Origin of the sequence: Pseudundibacterium arcticum (assembly GCF_042646465.1) — a bacterium.
Lineage (GTDB): Bacteria > Pseudomonadota > Gammaproteobacteria > Burkholderiales > Burkholderiaceae_D > Undibacterium_A > Undibacterium_A arcticum.
On the sequence record NZ_JBHRTP010000038.1, the window covers coordinates 28,458 to 44,148 of the forward strand.

General features: G+C 58.1%; 12 protein-coding genes. 9 read left to right on the top strand and 3 right to left on the bottom strand.

Going from position 1 to position 15,691, the window contains the following annotated elements:
• Nucleotides 1–12: 12 nt before the first annotated feature.
• Nucleotides 13–1,776 carry an ExeA family protein gene (locus ACFOFO_RS12610; protein WP_390324762.1) on the top strand — a complete coding sequence of 588 codons (1,764 nt, stop codon included), beginning with the start codon at nucleotides 13–15 and terminating at the stop codon, nucleotides 1,774–1,776.
• 3 nt (nucleotides 1,777–1,779) lie between these two features.
• Nucleotides 1,780–2,487 (top strand): general secretion pathway protein GspB, encoded by a 708-nt coding sequence (locus tag ACFOFO_RS12615; RefSeq protein WP_390324760.1) that lies wholly within the window; start codon nucleotides 1,780–1,782, stop codon nucleotides 2,485–2,487.
• A gap of 39 nt (nucleotides 2,488–2,526) precedes the next feature.
• On the opposite strand, the gene nhaR is transcribed toward ACFOFO_RS12615, so the two are convergent.
• A complete protein-coding gene (nhaR, locus tag ACFOFO_RS12620; protein ID WP_390324758.1) occupies nucleotides 2,527–3,456 on the bottom strand; it encodes a transcriptional activator NhaR in 930 nt (309 codons plus the stop codon).
• A 150-nt stretch (nucleotides 3,457–3,606) separates the two neighbouring features.
• On the opposite strand from nhaR, the gene ACFOFO_RS12625 reads away from it, so the two are divergent.
• A complete protein-coding gene (locus tag ACFOFO_RS12625) occupies nucleotides 3,607–4,287 on the top strand; it encodes a Bax inhibitor-1/YccA family protein (protein WP_390331675.1) in 681 nt (226 codons plus the stop codon).
• An 89-nt stretch (nucleotides 4,288–4,376) separates the two neighbouring features.
• Nucleotides 4,377–5,405, top strand: coding sequence for a DUF475 domain-containing protein (locus tag ACFOFO_RS12630; protein ID WP_390331677.1), 1,029 nt, complete (start codon nucleotides 4,377–4,379; stop codon nucleotides 5,403–5,405).
• Between the two features lie 51 nt (nucleotides 5,406–5,456).
• Here ACFOFO_RS12630 and ACFOFO_RS12635 read toward each other — a convergent pair whose 3' ends face one another.
• Nucleotides 5,457–6,983 (bottom strand): ABC transporter permease/substrate-binding protein, encoded by a 1,527-nt coding sequence (locus ACFOFO_RS12635; protein ID WP_390328078.1) that lies wholly within the window; start codon nucleotides 6,981–6,983, stop codon nucleotides 5,457–5,459.
• Nucleotides 6,984–7,277: 294 nt separating this feature from the next.
• On the opposite strand from ACFOFO_RS12635, the gene fusA reads away from it, so the two are divergent.
• On the top strand, nucleotides 7,278–9,389 hold the full coding sequence (gene fusA, locus ACFOFO_RS12640) for an elongation factor G (RefSeq protein WP_390328077.1): 2,112 nt from the start codon (nucleotides 7,278–7,280) through the stop codon (nucleotides 9,387–9,389).
• 310 nt (nucleotides 9,390–9,699) lie between these two features.
• Here the strand turns inward: fusA and ACFOFO_RS12645 are convergent, their stop codons facing one another.
• Nucleotides 9,700–10,722, bottom strand: coding sequence for a helix-turn-helix domain-containing protein (locus ACFOFO_RS12645; protein ID WP_390331679.1), 1,023 nt, complete (start codon nucleotides 10,720–10,722; stop codon nucleotides 9,700–9,702).
• A gap of 300 nt (nucleotides 10,723–11,022) precedes the next feature.
• Here ACFOFO_RS12645 and adh point away from each other — a divergent pair, with 300 nt between their 5' ends.
• The 4 genes from adh (at nucleotide 11,023) to ACFOFO_RS12665 (ending at nucleotide 15,611) form a co-directional block, all read left to right on the top strand.
• Nucleotides 11,023–12,543 carry an aldehyde dehydrogenase gene (adh, locus tag ACFOFO_RS12650; protein WP_390331680.1) on the top strand — a complete coding sequence of 507 codons (1,521 nt, stop codon included), beginning with the start codon at nucleotides 11,023–11,025 and terminating at the stop codon, nucleotides 12,541–12,543.
• 80 nt (nucleotides 12,544–12,623) lie between these two features.
• The gene (locus ACFOFO_RS12655) at nucleotides 12,624–12,995 is read left to right on the top strand and encodes a DUF779 domain-containing protein (RefSeq protein WP_390331681.1); all 372 of its coding nucleotides are present in this window, start codon (nucleotides 12,624–12,626) and stop codon (nucleotides 12,993–12,995) included.
• 277 nt (nucleotides 12,996–13,272) lie between these two features.
• A complete protein-coding gene (gene eat, locus ACFOFO_RS12660; protein ID WP_390324750.1) occupies nucleotides 13,273–14,667 on the top strand; it encodes an ethanolamine permease in 1,395 nt (464 codons plus the stop codon).
• Between the two features lie 134 nt (nucleotides 14,668–14,801).
• Nucleotides 14,802–15,611, top strand: coding sequence for a TorF family putative porin (locus ACFOFO_RS12665; RefSeq protein ID WP_390324749.1), 810 nt, complete (start codon nucleotides 14,802–14,804; stop codon nucleotides 15,609–15,611).
• Nucleotides 15,612–15,691: the final 80 nt, after the last annotated feature.

The following is a 15,691-nucleotide window of genomic DNA, read 5'->3' on the forward strand; positions in this document are numbered from 1 at the left end:
CCTTCGACAGCCATGTACACCCAATTTTTCGGACTGAATCAAGCACCCTTCTCGATTGCGCCCGACCCACGCTATCTGTTCATGAGCGAACGGCACCGCGAGGCGCTCGCGCATTTGCTGTATGGCGTCGACAGCGGCGGCGGTTTTGTGCTGCTGACGGGCGAGATCGGGGCCGGCAAGACTACGGTGTGCCGGTGCTTCCTGCAGCAAATTCCATCCAATTGCAACGTTGCCTATATCTTCAATCCGAAACTGACTGAGACGGAATTACTGCAGTCGGTCTGCGACGAGTTTCGTATCGGCCTGCCATCATCTGCAGGCAGCGTCGGCGGCGCGCCTGACAGCGCCAAGATCTACGTCGACGCACTCAATCGTTATTTGCTGGAGGCGCATGCGCGCGGCGAAAACAATGTGCTGATCATCGACGAGGCGCAAAATCTATCGGCCGGGGTGCTGGAACAACTGCGCCTGCTGACCAACCTGGAAACCAACGACAGCAAATTGTTGCAGATCATCCTGATCGGTCAGCCCGAGCTGCGCAGCATGCTGGCCCGACCGGAGCTGGAGCAACTGGCGCAACGGGTGATCGCGCGTTACCATCTCGATTCGCTGTCGCCGGAAGAAACCACGCGTTACGTCCAGCATCGGCTGTCGATCGGAGGACTGACATCGGCACTTCCGTTCGACAAACGCGCATTACCGGAAATTCATCGACAAACCAACGGCGTGCCGCGTCGCATCAACGTATTGTGCGATCGCGCCTTGCTCGGCGGGTATGCCGAAAACAAACACGTGATCGATCGCCGCATCGTGCGCAAGGCGGCGGCAGAAGTATTCGGCAACACCGCTGCGCCGCGGCCTGCAGCGATGCTGAACTGGCCCACCGTCGGCACGGCAACGCTTGCCGCAACGACCATCGCCGCTATCGCCATCGCCGCAGCCGCCGGCTGGGCCATGAACCAGCGTGTGCCATCCCAGCGCCCGAGCGTTGCGGCGAAGGCGCCGTCGGGGGCGATCAGCGCGATCGGCAAGCCTTCCACCGTGGCGGCAGCCGCCAGCGGCGCGGCTGTCACACAAACTACTTCACCGGATGCAGCCAGCAACCCGGCGAGGGCTTCCCCCAGTCCGCTGCCGATCGTCATCGAGGACTGGAACCCGATCAATACGGTCAGCCGCGACGAAACCAGCACCTACCGCCAGCTGGCACAGTTGTGGCAGGTGACGCTGGAAAATGCCGGATCGCTGTGCCGGGAGGGAGTGAAAGGCCCGTTGCGCTGCTACAAGAGCAGTGGCGGGCTGGCGGAAATCAGGCAACTTGACCGCCCGGTAGTACTGACCCTGCGCGACGACAAGGATCAGATTTATTATGCGTTGCTGACGGGCTTGACCAATGCCGAAGCCAGTTTGCGGATTGGCGATAGCAGCCAGACCGTCAGCCTGGCTGCGCTGGCACGGCGCTGGCGCGGCGATTTTTCGACCTTTTGGCGCGCCCCGCCCGGGTACCGCAAAGAACTGGCGCTGGGCGACAGCGGGGTAGAAGTCGACTGGCTGGCACGGCAACTGGCGACGCTGTCCGGTATCAAGGAACCACCCGCCGGCCGCCAATTCGAGCTGACGATGCGCCAGCAAGTGCGGGAATTCCAGTTGGCGCAGGGGCTGGCCGGCGATGGTGTCGCCGGACCCAAAACCTTCATGTTGCTCAACAACGCTGCCGGCGTGCATGAGCCGCGGCTGCAAAACAATCTGCTGGTTGCCAACGCGGTGCCGGGGAAATAAGTCATGTCATACATACTGGACGCATTAAAAAAAGCCGAAGCGGAACGCAATCTGGGCAGCATCCCCGACCTGCACGCACAAACGCATGCTGCGCCTGGAGTGCGCTCCACCGGTAGCCCGCCGTGGCGTAGCTGGATTGGCGTCGCTCTGACCATGACGCTGATATTACTGGCCGTGGCCTGGTTCAAACCATGGCAACCCAGCACTGCGGTAGTCGCGACAGCGCCTTTGCCGCAGACACCAACCGGCGGGCCGACCGCGACCGCGCTACCGCTCGCGACGGCTGCGCCTGAAGCGGTCGTTGTCACGCCAGCCAAACCAGACATGCCGGCCGGTCCTGCCAGCGCCACGGCGACCACGGCGCAGGCTGTTACAGCAATGCCAGCGGCAAAGCCGACGCCGACGGCACCAAAGGCCGCGGCGCAGCTCCCCAAAAAATCCGATGACAGAAAAACATCGCGCGATACAGCACCCGCAGACGATGGCGTTCTGACACAACGCGAACTGCCGCAGCATATTCAGAGCGAACTGCCGCCGGTGGCCGTCGGTGGCTATATCTATTCGGACAATCAGGCCGATCGTCAGTTGTTGATCAACAAGAGTTTGCGCCGCGAAGGTGATGAAGTCGCGACCGGGCTGGTACTGGAAAAAATGTCACCGCATTCGGCGATCCTGAACTACAGAGGTTATCGTTACCGGATCTCGTATTAGCGTGTATTTCGAGGGTTACGGCCCTGAGCCCTCGTTATGTCAAGCGGCATTGGCATCATCCCGGAATCGAAATATGCCGTCCCCCGTCGCAGTCAGGATCGCTTCGACCGCCGGATGCTTGATTTTGCGTTCGTTCGAGATCGCATAAAATTGTTCCCGCACCTGTGAAATTTCGCCGACCGGCACGGCGTCGAATCGTTCTTGCATGTCCCGCGCCAGTACCGACGGTGCTGGAAACAGGCCCAGTCCGCTGCTGCCGAAGGTGTTTAGCAATGCGCTGTCCTCGAATTCGCCGACCACCTCCGGACGCAAGCCCTGCGTTTCAAACCACTGATCGAGCCGGCCCCGGATCGCACTGTTGCGCGTCGGCAGTAATAGCGGCGCCCCATTCAAACTGTCGGGAAAACCGCTGCGATAGCGTTCGGCCAGTGCGCGCACGCCGAACAGCATGATTTCGCACTCGCCGAGCGAATGGCTGAACACCCTCAGGCTGGTGCCCGAACTGACCGGCCGGTCAGTCAGAACAACGTCCAGCTTGTGCAGCGCCAAGTCGCCCAGCAAGGACTCGAAGGCACCGTCGTAACATACCAGACGCACCGGTTGCGGCAGCTTCAACGCGACTTCCAGCAGGCGGAAGGCCACCAGTTTCGGCAACGCATCGGAAATGCCTACCGTCAGCCGCATGGTGCGCCCGATGTCGGCTTCATCCAGCGCATCCTGCATCTGTTCGCCCAGCAGGAAGATCTGGTCGGCATAGCCGAGCGCCAGACGGCCGGCTTCGGTCAGGACCAGACGCCGCCCCTGTTGGGTCAGCAAGGATTTGCCGATCGATTGTTCCAGCAGGCTCAATTGCATGCTGATGGTTTGCACTGCCACGCCCAGTCGTTCTGCGGCGCGGGTAATGCCGCCCTCCTTGGCCACCACCCAGAAATAATAAAGATGCCTGAAATTAACACCGGTGGTTTTCATTTTTCCGCTTCCATGGTTCTGTTTTTATGAAGTAATGATCATATTATCTTCGCTTTTTAAAAAATGGCAATGCTTCTACGATGACGGCTGCAATCGAAAGCGCAACGGCTGTGCCATGCGTGATTTGCATGAACCAACCAGGAGATAAGCATGAATGATCGTTTCAACACTCTGCGCGCGGCGCCGTCGGTCAGTACCGTGACAGACAGTTCGGCGCGGCGCGTTTTGCGCAATACCTATATGTTGCTGTCGCTCTGTCTCGCCTTCAGCGCGGTGACGGCAGGTGCGGCGGCGACGCTGGCGCTGCCACATCCGGGCCTCATCATCACGCTGGTCGGCTATTTCGGCCTGCTGTTCTTGGTCACCAAATACCGTGACAGCGGCGCCGGTGTCGCGCTGGTCTTTGCGCTGACGGGATTCATGGGCTATACGCTGGGGCCGATCATCAGCCATTATCTGAAGATGCCGAACGGCAGCCAGATCGTGATGACCGCGCTGGGTGGAACCGCCGCCATCTTCATGGGATTGTCGGCTTATGCACTGACCACCAAACGCGATCTGTCGTTTCTGGGCGGTTTTCTGACGGTGGGCGTGTTGCTGGCCTTCCTTACAGGACTGGCGGCGATTTTCCTGCAGATCCCTGCATTGTCGTTGACCGTGTCGGCCGTGTTTGTGCTCTTGATGTCGGGTCTGATCTTATTTGAAACCAATAATATCGTGCGCGGCGGCGAAACCAACTATGTGATGGCAACGGTCAGCCTGTTCGTCTCCATTTTCAACCTGTTCACCAGCCTGCTGCAATTGCTGGGCTTCGTCGGCAGCAACGATTAAATAATGCCGGCCGGGTTGCGATCTGCAACACACCACCACATCCATCCATTCTTATGGGCCGCGCCGAACGGGTGCGGCCCACGCTTTTTATGAAATCACTATTATCGTATTTCGGCGGCTCGCTGATCTTTTGCGCCATTGCAGTGATCGCGGCGTATTTTATTGGCGGCCCCCAAGCGGCGGTAACGGTCATTTTCCTGACCGTACTGGAAACCTCCTTGTCGTTCGACAACGCCATCGTCAACGCCGGCATCCTGAATGGCTGGAATGAAGTCTGGCGCCGCCGCTTCCTGCTGTGGGGCATCCTGATCGCGGTGTTCGGCATGCGTCTGGCTTTCCCGCTCCTGATCGTCGGCGTGAGTGGTGATGTCGGACCGATCCGCGCGATCGATCTGGCGTTGCATTACCCGGCAGAATACAGTCGGATTCTGGCATCGGCCCACCATCAGATCGCGGCGTTCGGCGGCACCTTCCTGATGATGGTGTTCTTCAGTTTCTTCGTCGCCCGCCACAAGACCGAACACTGGCTGCAGTTCATCGAAAAACCGCTTACCCGACTCGGTAAGATGGAAGCGATCGAGGCCGCGTTGACACTGATGGCACTCGTCGCGGCCGCCAGTCTGCTGGATCCGGCGCTGCGCAACGGTTTCATCGAAGCCGGCGTATGGGGCGTGATCACCTTCATATTGGCAAAAGGCGTGGCGGCGTTGCTGGGTGGCGACGAGTCGGGTATCGCCCAGCACGTCGTCAAGCAGGGTATCGGCGGATTTCTGTACCTGGAGTTAATCGATGCCAGTTTTTCTTTCGACGGCGTGATCGGCGCATTCGCGATGACCAATAATCTTTTCATTATCGCGCTCGGTCTGGGCGCCGGTGCGATGTTCGTGCGCAGTTTTACCCTGCAACTGGTCGACCATGGCACGCTGACGCGCTTTCGCTATCTGGAACACGGCGCGTTCTGGGCGATTGGCGCGCTGGCGGTACTGATGCTGATCGGCGTCGGCATCCATATCTCGGAAGCGGTGACCGGCCTGCTCGGCGCCGCATTGATCACGGCGTCGTTGGGCAGTTCCATTCTGGCCAATCGCAAGAAGTCAGGAGTCTCGGAAAAGGTTTGATTCAGGGCCACGAGGTAGTCCGGGGCGCCGCGCCCTAAGTCCGGCAGGCTCCTAGGATCGGGTGCGCAGCATTGCCCACTCGATCAGTTCAAACAGCAATTGCGTGACTAAGGCCAGCATCGCTGCCGGAATCGCACCGGCCAGCAACATCTGATTGTCGTTCAGCGCCAGTCCGGTCGCGATGCGTTCGCCGTAGCCGCCGGCACCGATGAAGGCGGCAATGGTGGCGGTGCCGACGCTCATGACCGCTGCCGTTTTAACACCGGCCAGTATCACCGGCATGGCCAGCGGCAAGTCGATCAACAGCAGGCAATCCTTCGGTTTCAGTCCTAGGGCCCTCGCCGCCAGTCGCAATCCTTGCGGCACTTGGCCGATGCCGGTGCAGGTGTTGCGCACAATCGGCAGCAACGCATACAGAAACAGTGCAATCAGTGCCGGCGCGGTTCCGATCATGCCCAGCACCGGGATCAGCATGGCCAGCAAGGCCAGCGACGGCACGGTCTGCAATACCCCGACGACCGCCATCACGGCTTGCCGCATGCGCGGCACAAACGCAGCGACAACGCCGAGCGGGATCCCGACGATGGCGGCGGCCGCAACCGACAGCACCACCAGCAGGATATGTTGCCGTGTCAGACGCCACAAATTGCCATCGAACAATTTGTTCCAGAATCCGTTTTCCATGTTTGCGTCGGAACCAACGCGCTTTTCTCGACTTTTCTCGCCGGACACCATGGACGATGCGAGAAAGGACTGCGCAATGCCCCGAAACGACTTGCCCTCCAGTTCGGCGGCCGCATTCATCGCAATCATGTCGTCGGCATGGATGCCGCCCTGCAGTTGCTGCAAACTGTGCCAAGCTTGCGGAAAACGCTGCGCCACGTCCAGCCGGTACAGAATCACCGCATCGTAGCGCGGAAAGTAGCCGGCATCGTCGACCAATACGGTCAGTCCAAGCGATTTGATCTTGGCGTCGGTCGAATAAATGTCGATCACGTCGACCTGGCTGCTGGCTAGCGCCTCGTAGGCGATGCCATGATCGAGGCCGACTGGTTTTTGCGGCAAGTGATAACGCTGCGCCAGCCCGGGCCAGCCATCGGCACGGCCCAGGAATTCATGCGACAGGCCCAATTTCAAATCGACGTGCTGCGCCAGATCGCTCAGGCGCTGAATCGCCCGCTGCCGGCTGTCGGTGGCGCGCATCGCCAGCGCATAGGTATTGTTGAAGCCGAACGGCACGGCGACGCCCAGACCCAGTGGCGCCAGTTCGCGATTGATCGCGTCGATGCCGCCCGGCGTGGTGTGCTTCAAGATTTCCTGGTCGATCGTGCCCAGATATTCCGGATAGAGATCGATGCTGCCGGTCTTCAATGCCTCAAATACGATTGCCGTATTGCCCAAACCCTGCCGGTGTTCCGCTTGGGTCGATGCAGCTGCGGTTTGGGTCAGGATTTCGCCCAGGATATACGACTCCGTGAAACGTTTTGAACCGACATGCAGTACCGGATCGCTCGCCGCGTGCACCATGCCGACCGCTGGAAGGAACGCCCACCAGCCGCAGCAGACTACACCCGCCATCAGACGCGCCCAAGGTACCGGTATGATACGGAAGATACGACGTGGACCCATGCGATTCCCGGAAAAGTGATCGAGCGCCGCAGCCGCGTCACGAGGGATACAGCCGGCGACCCGAACAAACATGCTATGCGGGCAAGTATAACCAGAAGCGGCAATTCGTTGGTGGCCGCGATTCCCATGATGACCAGCGTAACTATCTGAACAATTATTTGCCTGGATCAAACACTGGACGCTAAAAGCGCCGATGCTGTTGATTGGTAAAATCATTTGATCCACATCATGAAAAATAACGAGCTGCTGCGACAAACGACGATCGAACGCTATCGCAATATCGGCATTTCGGCGCATATCGACGCCGGCAAGACCACGCTCACCGAACGTATCCTGTTCTACACCGGTGTCAGCCACAAGCTGGGCGAGGTGCATGAAGGCGCGGCGGCGATGGATTGGATGGCGCAGGAACAGGAACGCGGCATTACCATCACTGCGGCGGCGACCACCGTGTTCTGGAAAGGCATGGCGGGTAGCTATCCCCGGCATCACATCAACATCATCGATACGCCGGGCCACGTCGATTTCACGATCGAGGTAGAACGATCGATGCGGGTGCTGGACGGTGTGATCATGGTGTACGACGCGGTCGGCGGGGTGCAACCGCAGTCCGAGACAGTATGGCGTCAGGCCAATAAATATGCGGTGCCACGGTTGGCCTTTGTCAACAAGATGGACCGGGTCGGTGCTGATTTTTTTCGGGTAGAGAGCCAGATGCGGGAGCGGCTAGGCGCCAATCCGGTGCCAATCCAGATTCCGCTAGGTAGCGAAATCGACTTTCATGGCGTGATTGACTTGATCAGCATGCAGGCAATCAGTTGGGACGATGCCACACAGGGCGTTAAGTTCAGCTTCGGCGAGATTCCGGATCACCTGCTGGAGTCGGCGCGGCAATGGCGCGACCGCATGCTGGAGGCAGTCGCCGAGGCATCCGACCTGCTGATGGAAAAATACCTTGGCGGCAAGACCTTGTCCGATGCCGAGATCAAACAGGGGCTACGCCAGCTCACAATCGCGGGTCAGATCGTGCCGATGGTGTGCGGTGCCGCATTCAAGAACAGGGGAGTGCAGGCGTTGCTGGACGCGGTGATCGACTACCTGCCTTCGCCGCTCGACCTGCCACCGATCGAGGGCAAACTGGACAATGGCGAGCCGGCCCAACGCCATGCCACCGATGATGAACCGTTTGCCGCACTGATCTTCAAAATCATGACCGATCCGTTTGTCGGACAGCTGATTTTCTTTCGCGTGTATTCCGGCGTAGTCCATGCCGGCGACATGGTCCGCAATCCAGACAAGGGCAAGAACGAGCGTATCAGCCGCATCCTGCAAATGCATGCCAACCATCGCGAGGACATCAAGGAAGTGCGCGCCGGCGATATCGCGGCGGCGATCGGTTTCAAGGAGGCGACCACCGGCGACACGCTATGCGATCCGTCGGCCATCATCATTCTGGAAGGGCTGGAATTTCCGAAGCCGGTGATTTCCCAGGCGGTGGAGCCGAAAACCGCCGCCGACCAGGAGAAAATGGCGCTCGCCCTGCACCGCCTGGCGCAGGAAGATCCGTCCTTCATGGTCCGCACCGATCAGGAGTCGGGCCAGACCATCATTTCTGGCATGGGCGAGCTGCATCTGGAGATCCTGGTGGAGCGAATGCGGCGTGAGTTCGGCGTCGAAGCCCACGTCGGCAAGCCGCAGGTTGCGTATCGCGAAACCATCCGCCGCAGCTGCCCCGAAGTCGAGGGAAAATTCATCAAGCAGTCCGGCGGCCATGGCCAATACGGTCATGTGGTGCTGAAGCTGGAGCCGCAGCCGGCCGGTAGCGGGGTGGAGTTCGTCGACGCAATCAAAGGTGGCGTGATCCCGCGTGAATTCATACCGGCCGTCAACAAGGGCGTGCAGGACTCGCTGACCGCCGGCGTCCTGGCCGGTTATCCGGTGGTCGACGTCAAGGTCACGCTGCTGTTCGGTTCCTATCACGAGGTCGACTCGAACGAAAACGCGTACCGGATCGCCGGTGCCATCGCCTTTACCGAAGGCATGCGGCATGCTCAGCCCGTCTTGCTGGAGCCCATCATGGCGGTAGAGATCGAGACGCCGGAAGAATTCATGGGCCACGTCATGGGCGACCTGTCTGCGCGCCGCGGCAATATTCTCGGGATGGATGCCATGTCAGGCAGCATTAAATCGGTCCGGGCCCAGGTACCCTTGGCAGAGATGTTCGGCTATTCGACTGCGTTGCGCTCGCTGACGCAGGGGCGCGCCAGTTACTCGATGGAACTGGCGCATTACACCGATGTGCCGCCCCATGTCGCCGCTGCGCTGCTGGTCAATACCGCCAAACGTCGGCATTAGTCGGTATCACCTACGGCGACCAGCCGTCAGTACTTTGGCAATTTCCGCCATGCGCTTATCTGGGAATGCGCGATCGGCATTGCATTCTAGACCGATGCCGACCTCGGTCCGCCTCATGATCCATGATTAGCTCAAGCTGTTGTTATACCCGCCTCTTTCATATTAATCATACTGGCAGGTGTATTTTTACACGCCGCCTAAACATTGGGGCACAGCGCAGAATTCAGGGCCCACAACACAAGGGTCAACGAAATCGCTGATACAAATTTACTTTACACCGGTCAACGGGGAACCATTTTGCGTCAGTCTATTAGTGCGTGCGCTGCCGCAACGATTCCGACGGACTCTGGCCAAATAATTTCCGGTAGTCACTGGAAAACTGGCTGAAATGCCAAAATCCCCAATCTGCCGCAACATCCCGCACCGTCAGGCTACCTGACAAACCTTCCCGCAGATGCCGACGTGCACCGTTGAGGCGGATGATACGCAGATACTGTATTGGACTGATACCCAGCACGTCTTCGAAACAATATTGCAGGGTGCGGCGACTGACATGCAGACGTTCGCACAACTCAGGCACGGTAATCACTTGGTCGCGGTGCGCCAGCACATAGTCACGCGCCTGCGCAACGATGCGTTGGCGCCGCATGAAGCTGTTGCTGACTGCACGGTCCACCTCGCTGGTATCAAGCATGGATAGCATCGCCATCATCACGGCTTGCTGCGGCAACTCCAGGCTGGCGACCGGATTACGTTCACTGCACACATCATCTTCCGAGAGCAGATATGCCAGCGTCTGCAGGCAGGCTGTCTTTGCCGGCTCCGTCACATGCAACACTTCGGCACTGGCCAGTCGTAACCAGTCAATCCGGCAGCCCATTTGGTCGGCTACACACAACAAGGCATTGCGCTGGATAACAATGCCGTAGATGGCGTAATCGACCGGCGTCACCAGCTCAAACTCGCAATTGCCCGGCCGCACCATGATTGCACCCGCATCGCCCAAACGGCCATTGATACGGCCATTGACGCGCCCGCTATCCGCATGACCCTGCAGACCGAACCAGAATGCATCTGGCCAGACGCAGCAGGATTGGCGCACAGCCTGGCTGGTTTGCTCGAGAAACACCTGCATCTGCGGCATCTGCAACTCCGCCAGCATCCCGTGAAATTGCCCTGGCGTAATCTGGTCGTAACTCTGCTCCCATGCTGTCAAATTGCGCGCATGGTCATCAGCATCGTGCGCTTCGACTGTGCGAATTTGGTGCGCCCCGTTCCGCAATGGCGCAGCCTGAACCTCGGCCTTGGGCTGCGAATCCGATGTCAACAGCATCTTGCACTTCCTTCCAACAGTTAACTTGCGACCAACTTGCGACTAATTACAGACTGTTGCTGCAGCTATTCTAACCATGTCTGGGGCGTATCCCAAAGCGCATAGCGAAACTTTGCCGAAATTCGATAACGCCAGAAAATGGGTCTTGTTATATTTAAAGTCAAGCAAATGCCATACCGCCAATCGGCTCTGATCGCATTAATTGTCGTGGGCAGAATTTGTTTACCGTAGGTAAGTCGCGTAATTGTTCCAAACCATTTGCAATCACATACCACAATCACATACCAGTTAGAGGACGACATGAATCTCGCAGACATCAGCAAACTTGGCGTAAAAAATCCATTCAAACAACGCTACGACAATTTCATCGGCGGCAAATTCGTGCCACCGGTCAAGGGTGAATACTTCGCCAATATCACACCGATTACCGGCCAGCCATTCTGCGAAATCGCCCGTTCAACCGCCGAAGACGTCGAACTGGCGCTCGATGCAGCGCACGCCGCCAAAGCCGCCTGGGGCAAGACCTCGCCCGCCGAACGTGCCAACATCCTCAACAAGATCGCCGATCGCATGGAAGCGAATCTGGAACTGATCGCCACTGCCGAGACCATCGATAACGGCAAGCCGATCCGTGAAACCATGGCCGCCGACATCCCGCTGGCGATTGATCATTTCCGCTACTTCGCCGGCTGCATTCGCGCCCAGGAAGGCTCGGTTGCACAGATCGATGCAGAAACCTATGCCTATCATTTCCACGAGCCTTTAGGCGTGGTTGGCCAGATCATCCCCTGGAACTTCCCGATTCTGATGGCAGTATGGAAATTGGCACCCGCCCTGGCGGCAGGCAACTGTGTGGTCATGAAGCCGGCCGAGCAGACCCCGGCATCGATCATGGTCCTGATCGAAATCATCGGGGATTTGTTGCCGGCCGGCGTATTGAACATTGTCAACGGCTTTGGCCTGGAAGCCGGCAAACCGCTGGCCTCCAGCAAGCGCATCGCCAAAATCGCCTTCACCGGCGAGACCGGCACCGGTCGCCTGATCATGCAATACGCGGCGCAAAACCTGATTCCGGTCACGCTGGAGTTGGGCGGCAAATCGCCCAACATCTTCTTTGCCGACGTAATGGACCAGGACGACGAATTCTTTGACAAATGCCTGGAAGGTTTCGCGATGTTCGCGCTGAACCAGGGCGAAGTATGCACCTGCCCATCGCGGGTGCTGATCCAGGAATCGATTTACGAAAAATTCATGGAGCGTGCGTTGAAACGCGTCGCCGCCATCAAGCAGGGCAACCCGCTGGATAGCGCGACGATGATCGGCGCCCAGGCGTCGCAAGAGCAGCTGGAAAAAATTCTGTCGTATATCGATATCGGCCAGCAGGAAGGTGCAAAAATGCTGACCGGCGGCGAGCGCAACAACCTCGGCGGCGATCTGGAAAGCGGCTATTACATCAAGCCGACAGTATTCCAGGGCAACAACAAGATGCGCATCTTCCAGGAAGAGATTTTCGGACCCGTGGTCTCGGTCACTACCTTCAAGGATGAGGCCGAAGCACTGGAAATCGCTAACGACACGCTGTACGGGCTGGGCGCAGGCCTGTGGACCCGCGACGGTTCGCGCGCTTTCCGCGTCGGTCGCGGCATCCAGGCCGGTCGCGTCTGGACCAATTGTTACCACCTTTATCCGGCCCACGCAGCATTCGGCGGCTACAAGCAGTCTGGCATCGGCCGTGAAAATCACAAGATGATGCTCGATCACTACCAGCAAACCAAGAATCTGTTGGTAAGTTACAGCCCGAAAGCACTGGGTTTCTTCTGATCGTCGATTTGAAGTGAAGCCTCAGGCGCGCCAGCGAATATGCCGGGTGCGCCTGAGGTTTTTTGATTGGGAGGTAGTCCATGCAACATCTTATTTCGCGCGTTCTGGCCACTGAGGCGGCGCTGGAGCTGATTCGGACGCTGCGCCAAAAACACGGTCCACTGCTCTTCTTCCAGTCCGGCGGCTGTTGCGATGGCAGCGCGCCGATGTGCTATCCGGCCGATGACTTCAATATCAGTGCAACGGACATTTATCTGGGCAACCTGGATGGTGTGCCGTTCTATATAGGGTCGGAACAATATGAATACTGGAAGCATACGCAGCTCATCATCGATGTGGTGAGCGGCAATGGTGGCATGTTTTCTCTCGACAACGGAACCGGAAAGCGCTTTCTGACGCGCTCGCGTTTGTTCTCGGATGAGGAAAACGCTGCCGCATCCGGAAGAAATTAGAGTCAAGGCAAGCCGCTGCCGTAGATGGCGTCATCGGCCAGTTCCAACGGCCCAGACTCTCAATTGCCCGAGTGCACCAGACATCCGGTCAGTCTTCCTTATGCCCGGAGCACGCTCCAGAGGTCGTCCTGAAACTTTGCCGAAATTCGATAACGCCAGAAAACAGGGATTGTTATAGTAAATCCAGGGCAATTGCCATGTCCGCCGATTGGCCGCTATGTGGCTGATTTTAAAACTATTACTGGCACCAGAGACTAGATAGGATAGGAGAACACAGATGAATCCAAATACGCACTTGCACGGTGGACACGTGCTCAAGCCGGTACTCAGCACCCTGCAACTATGGGGCATTGCAGTCGGCCTGGTTATTTCCGGAGAATACTTCGGCTGGAGCTACGGCTGGGCCTCCGCCGGCACGCTCGGCTTCACCATCACGTCGATTTTCATTGCCGCGATGTATGGCACCTTCATCTTCAGCTTCACCGAACTGACCACTTCGATTCCGCACGCAGGCGGACCGTTCGCCTACAGCAAGCGCGCTTTCGGCGAGACCGGCGGCTATCTGGCCGGCGCTGCCACCCTGATTGAATTCGTGTTCGCGCCGCCCGCCATCGCATTGGCAATCGGCGCCTACCTGAACGTGCAATTCCCGTCACTCGATCCCAAGACGGCTGCCTTGGGTGCGTATATCGTGTTCATGACACTGAATATCATCGGAGTGCAGATTGCCGCCACTTTCGAACTAGTTGTGACGCTGTTCGCGATTTTCGAGTTACTGGTATTCATGGGCGTGGTTTCTCCCGGCTTCTCGATGGCAAACTTCACCAAGGGTGGCTGGTCCGGCCAAGACAGCTTCAGCCTGGCGTCGATTCCTGGCATGTTTGCAGCGATTCCGTTTGCGATCTGGTTCTTCCTCGCGATCGAAGGTGTCGCAATGGCGGCAGAAGAGGCTAAAGATCCGAAACGCTCGATCCCGATCGCCTACATCACCGGCATCCTGACGCTGGTGGTGCTAGCCATCGGTGTAATGGTATTTGCCGGCGGCGCTGGTGACTGGACCAAACTGGCCAACATTAACGACCCGTTGCCGCAAGCGATGAAACTGATTGTAGGCGAACACAGCGGCTGGCTGCACATGCTGGTCTGGCTTGGCCTGTTCGGTCTGATCGCTTCCTTCCACGGCATCATCCTTGGTTATTCGCGCCAGATTTTCGCGCTGTCACGGGAAGCTTACCTACCGTCGTATTTTGCCAAGGTGCATCCACGCTTCAAGACCCCACATCGCGCCATTCTGGCGGGTGGCGCAATCGGCATCGCCGCCATTTACAGCGATGAACTGATCAAGATCGGCGGCCAGACCCTGACCGCCAATATCGTCACCATGTCGGTGTTCGGCGCTATCCTGATGTACATCATCAGCATGCTGAGCCTGTTCCAGTTGCGTCGCAAAGAGCCGAACATGGCGCGCCCTTTCCGTGCACCGTTTTACCCATTCTTCCCAGCCTTCGCACTACTGGGCGCTTGCGTCTGCATGGCCACGATGATTTATTACAATCTCTTGATTTTCGGCATTTTCGTGGCTTTCCTGGCACTCGGTTACGGTTACTTCCTGTTGACCGGCCACCATCGCGACAACGCGGTCTCTGCCGCAGCGGAGTGGGTCGGAAGCTGATCCAGGAGCCTGCCGGGCTTAGGGCTCGGCATCCCCCCGGAGAATCGGCTACAAAATACCCTGAGTCCGACGGACTCTTAGGCTGCTCCATCGCTGTTTTGTCGCTACCAAAAAATCATCAGAGAAGACGTAATATGAAGTATTCAGTCAATCAACTCGTGCCGGCACTATGTCTCAGCTTGTTGGCGGCGGCGGTGCAGGCGCAAACGGCCGAACCGGACAACAAGGCCTTACCAGTTGCCTCGTCGACCGGGCCGATTACCGCCAACGTCAGCTTGGCAACGCAATATATCTCGCGCGGATTTCGGCAGACTTGGGGGCAGCCAGCCTTACAAGGCGGCCTCGACTATGCCCACCCGAGCGGCTTTTCGGCCGGCACCTGGCTCTCCAATATCAGCAATCGCTACATTGAAAACGGCACGCTCGAATGGGATTTGTATACGGGTTATGCGGCCACTGCGGGCGATATCGGCTATAGCGGCATGATTTACTATTACAAATATCCCGGCGCCGAATATAAGGCGACGGCGACGAAATATGACTACGGCGAGTTGTCGTTTGGCGTCACCTACAAATTCCTGTACGCCAAATACAACTACACCTACACCAAGGATTTTTTCGGTATAACTAATGCGCGCGGCACCGGCTATCTAGATGTGGGCGTCAACTATGATATGGGTTCCGGCTATACCTTGAATCTGCATGCAGGCGATGGGCGCGTCGCCGGCACCGGCAACAATATCTGGAACTGGAAGGATATTAAGGTCGGCGTCAGCAAGACATTTGAAGGCGGCTGGACCGCGGCCGGCGCTTACACCAAGGCGAAGGGCGCGACCAATGTATATGACTCCTACACGACCGGCGCGCTCAACTCGGCTGGCGTGGCGGAGTCGTCGAATCCAGCAACCGGCACCTTGGTTTTATCTATCAACAAAGCGCTCTAAAATTATGCGTTGAGCAAACGCTAGTGAAACCAGGCCCAGCGTGAATACGATGCGTTGGCTTGCATCACAGTTTTGTTGCC

Coding starts and splice junctions, on each gene's coding strand:
- ACFOFO_RS12615 (WP_390324760.1), top strand. CDS start 1,780: ATGTCATACATACTGGACGCATTAAAAAAAGCCGAAGCGGAACGCAAT.
- adh (WP_390331680.1), top strand. CDS start 11,023: ATGAATCTCGCAGACATCAGCAAACTTGGCGTAAAAAATCCATTCAAA.
- ACFOFO_RS12655 (WP_390331681.1), top strand. CDS start 12,624: ATGCAACATCTTATTTCGCGCGTTCTGGCCACTGAGGCGGCGCTGGAG.
- ACFOFO_RS12610 (WP_390324762.1), top strand. CDS start 13: ATGTACACCCAATTTTTCGGACTGAATCAAGCACCCTTCTCGATTGCG.
- ACFOFO_RS12635 (WP_390328078.1), bottom strand. CDS start 6,983: ATGGCGGGTGTAGTCTGCTGCGGCTGGTGGGCGTTCCTTCCAGCGGTC.
- ACFOFO_RS12630 (WP_390331677.1), top strand. CDS start 4,377: ATGAAATCACTATTATCGTATTTCGGCGGCTCGCTGATCTTTTGCGCC.
- eat (WP_390324750.1), top strand. CDS start 13,273: ATGAATCCAAATACGCACTTGCACGGTGGACACGTGCTCAAGCCGGTA.
- ACFOFO_RS12625 (WP_390331675.1), top strand. CDS start 3,607: ATGAATGATCGTTTCAACACTCTGCGCGCGGCGCCGTCGGTCAGTACC.
- nhaR (WP_390324758.1), bottom strand. CDS start 3,456: ATGAAAACCACCGGTGTTAATTTCAGGCATCTTTATTATTTCTGGGTG.
- ACFOFO_RS12665 (WP_390324749.1), top strand. CDS start 14,802: ATGAAGTATTCAGTCAATCAACTCGTGCCGGCACTATGTCTCAGCTTG.
- ACFOFO_RS12645 (WP_390331679.1), bottom strand. CDS start 10,722: ATGCTGTTGACATCGGATTCGCAGCCCAAGGCCGAGGTTCAGGCTGCG.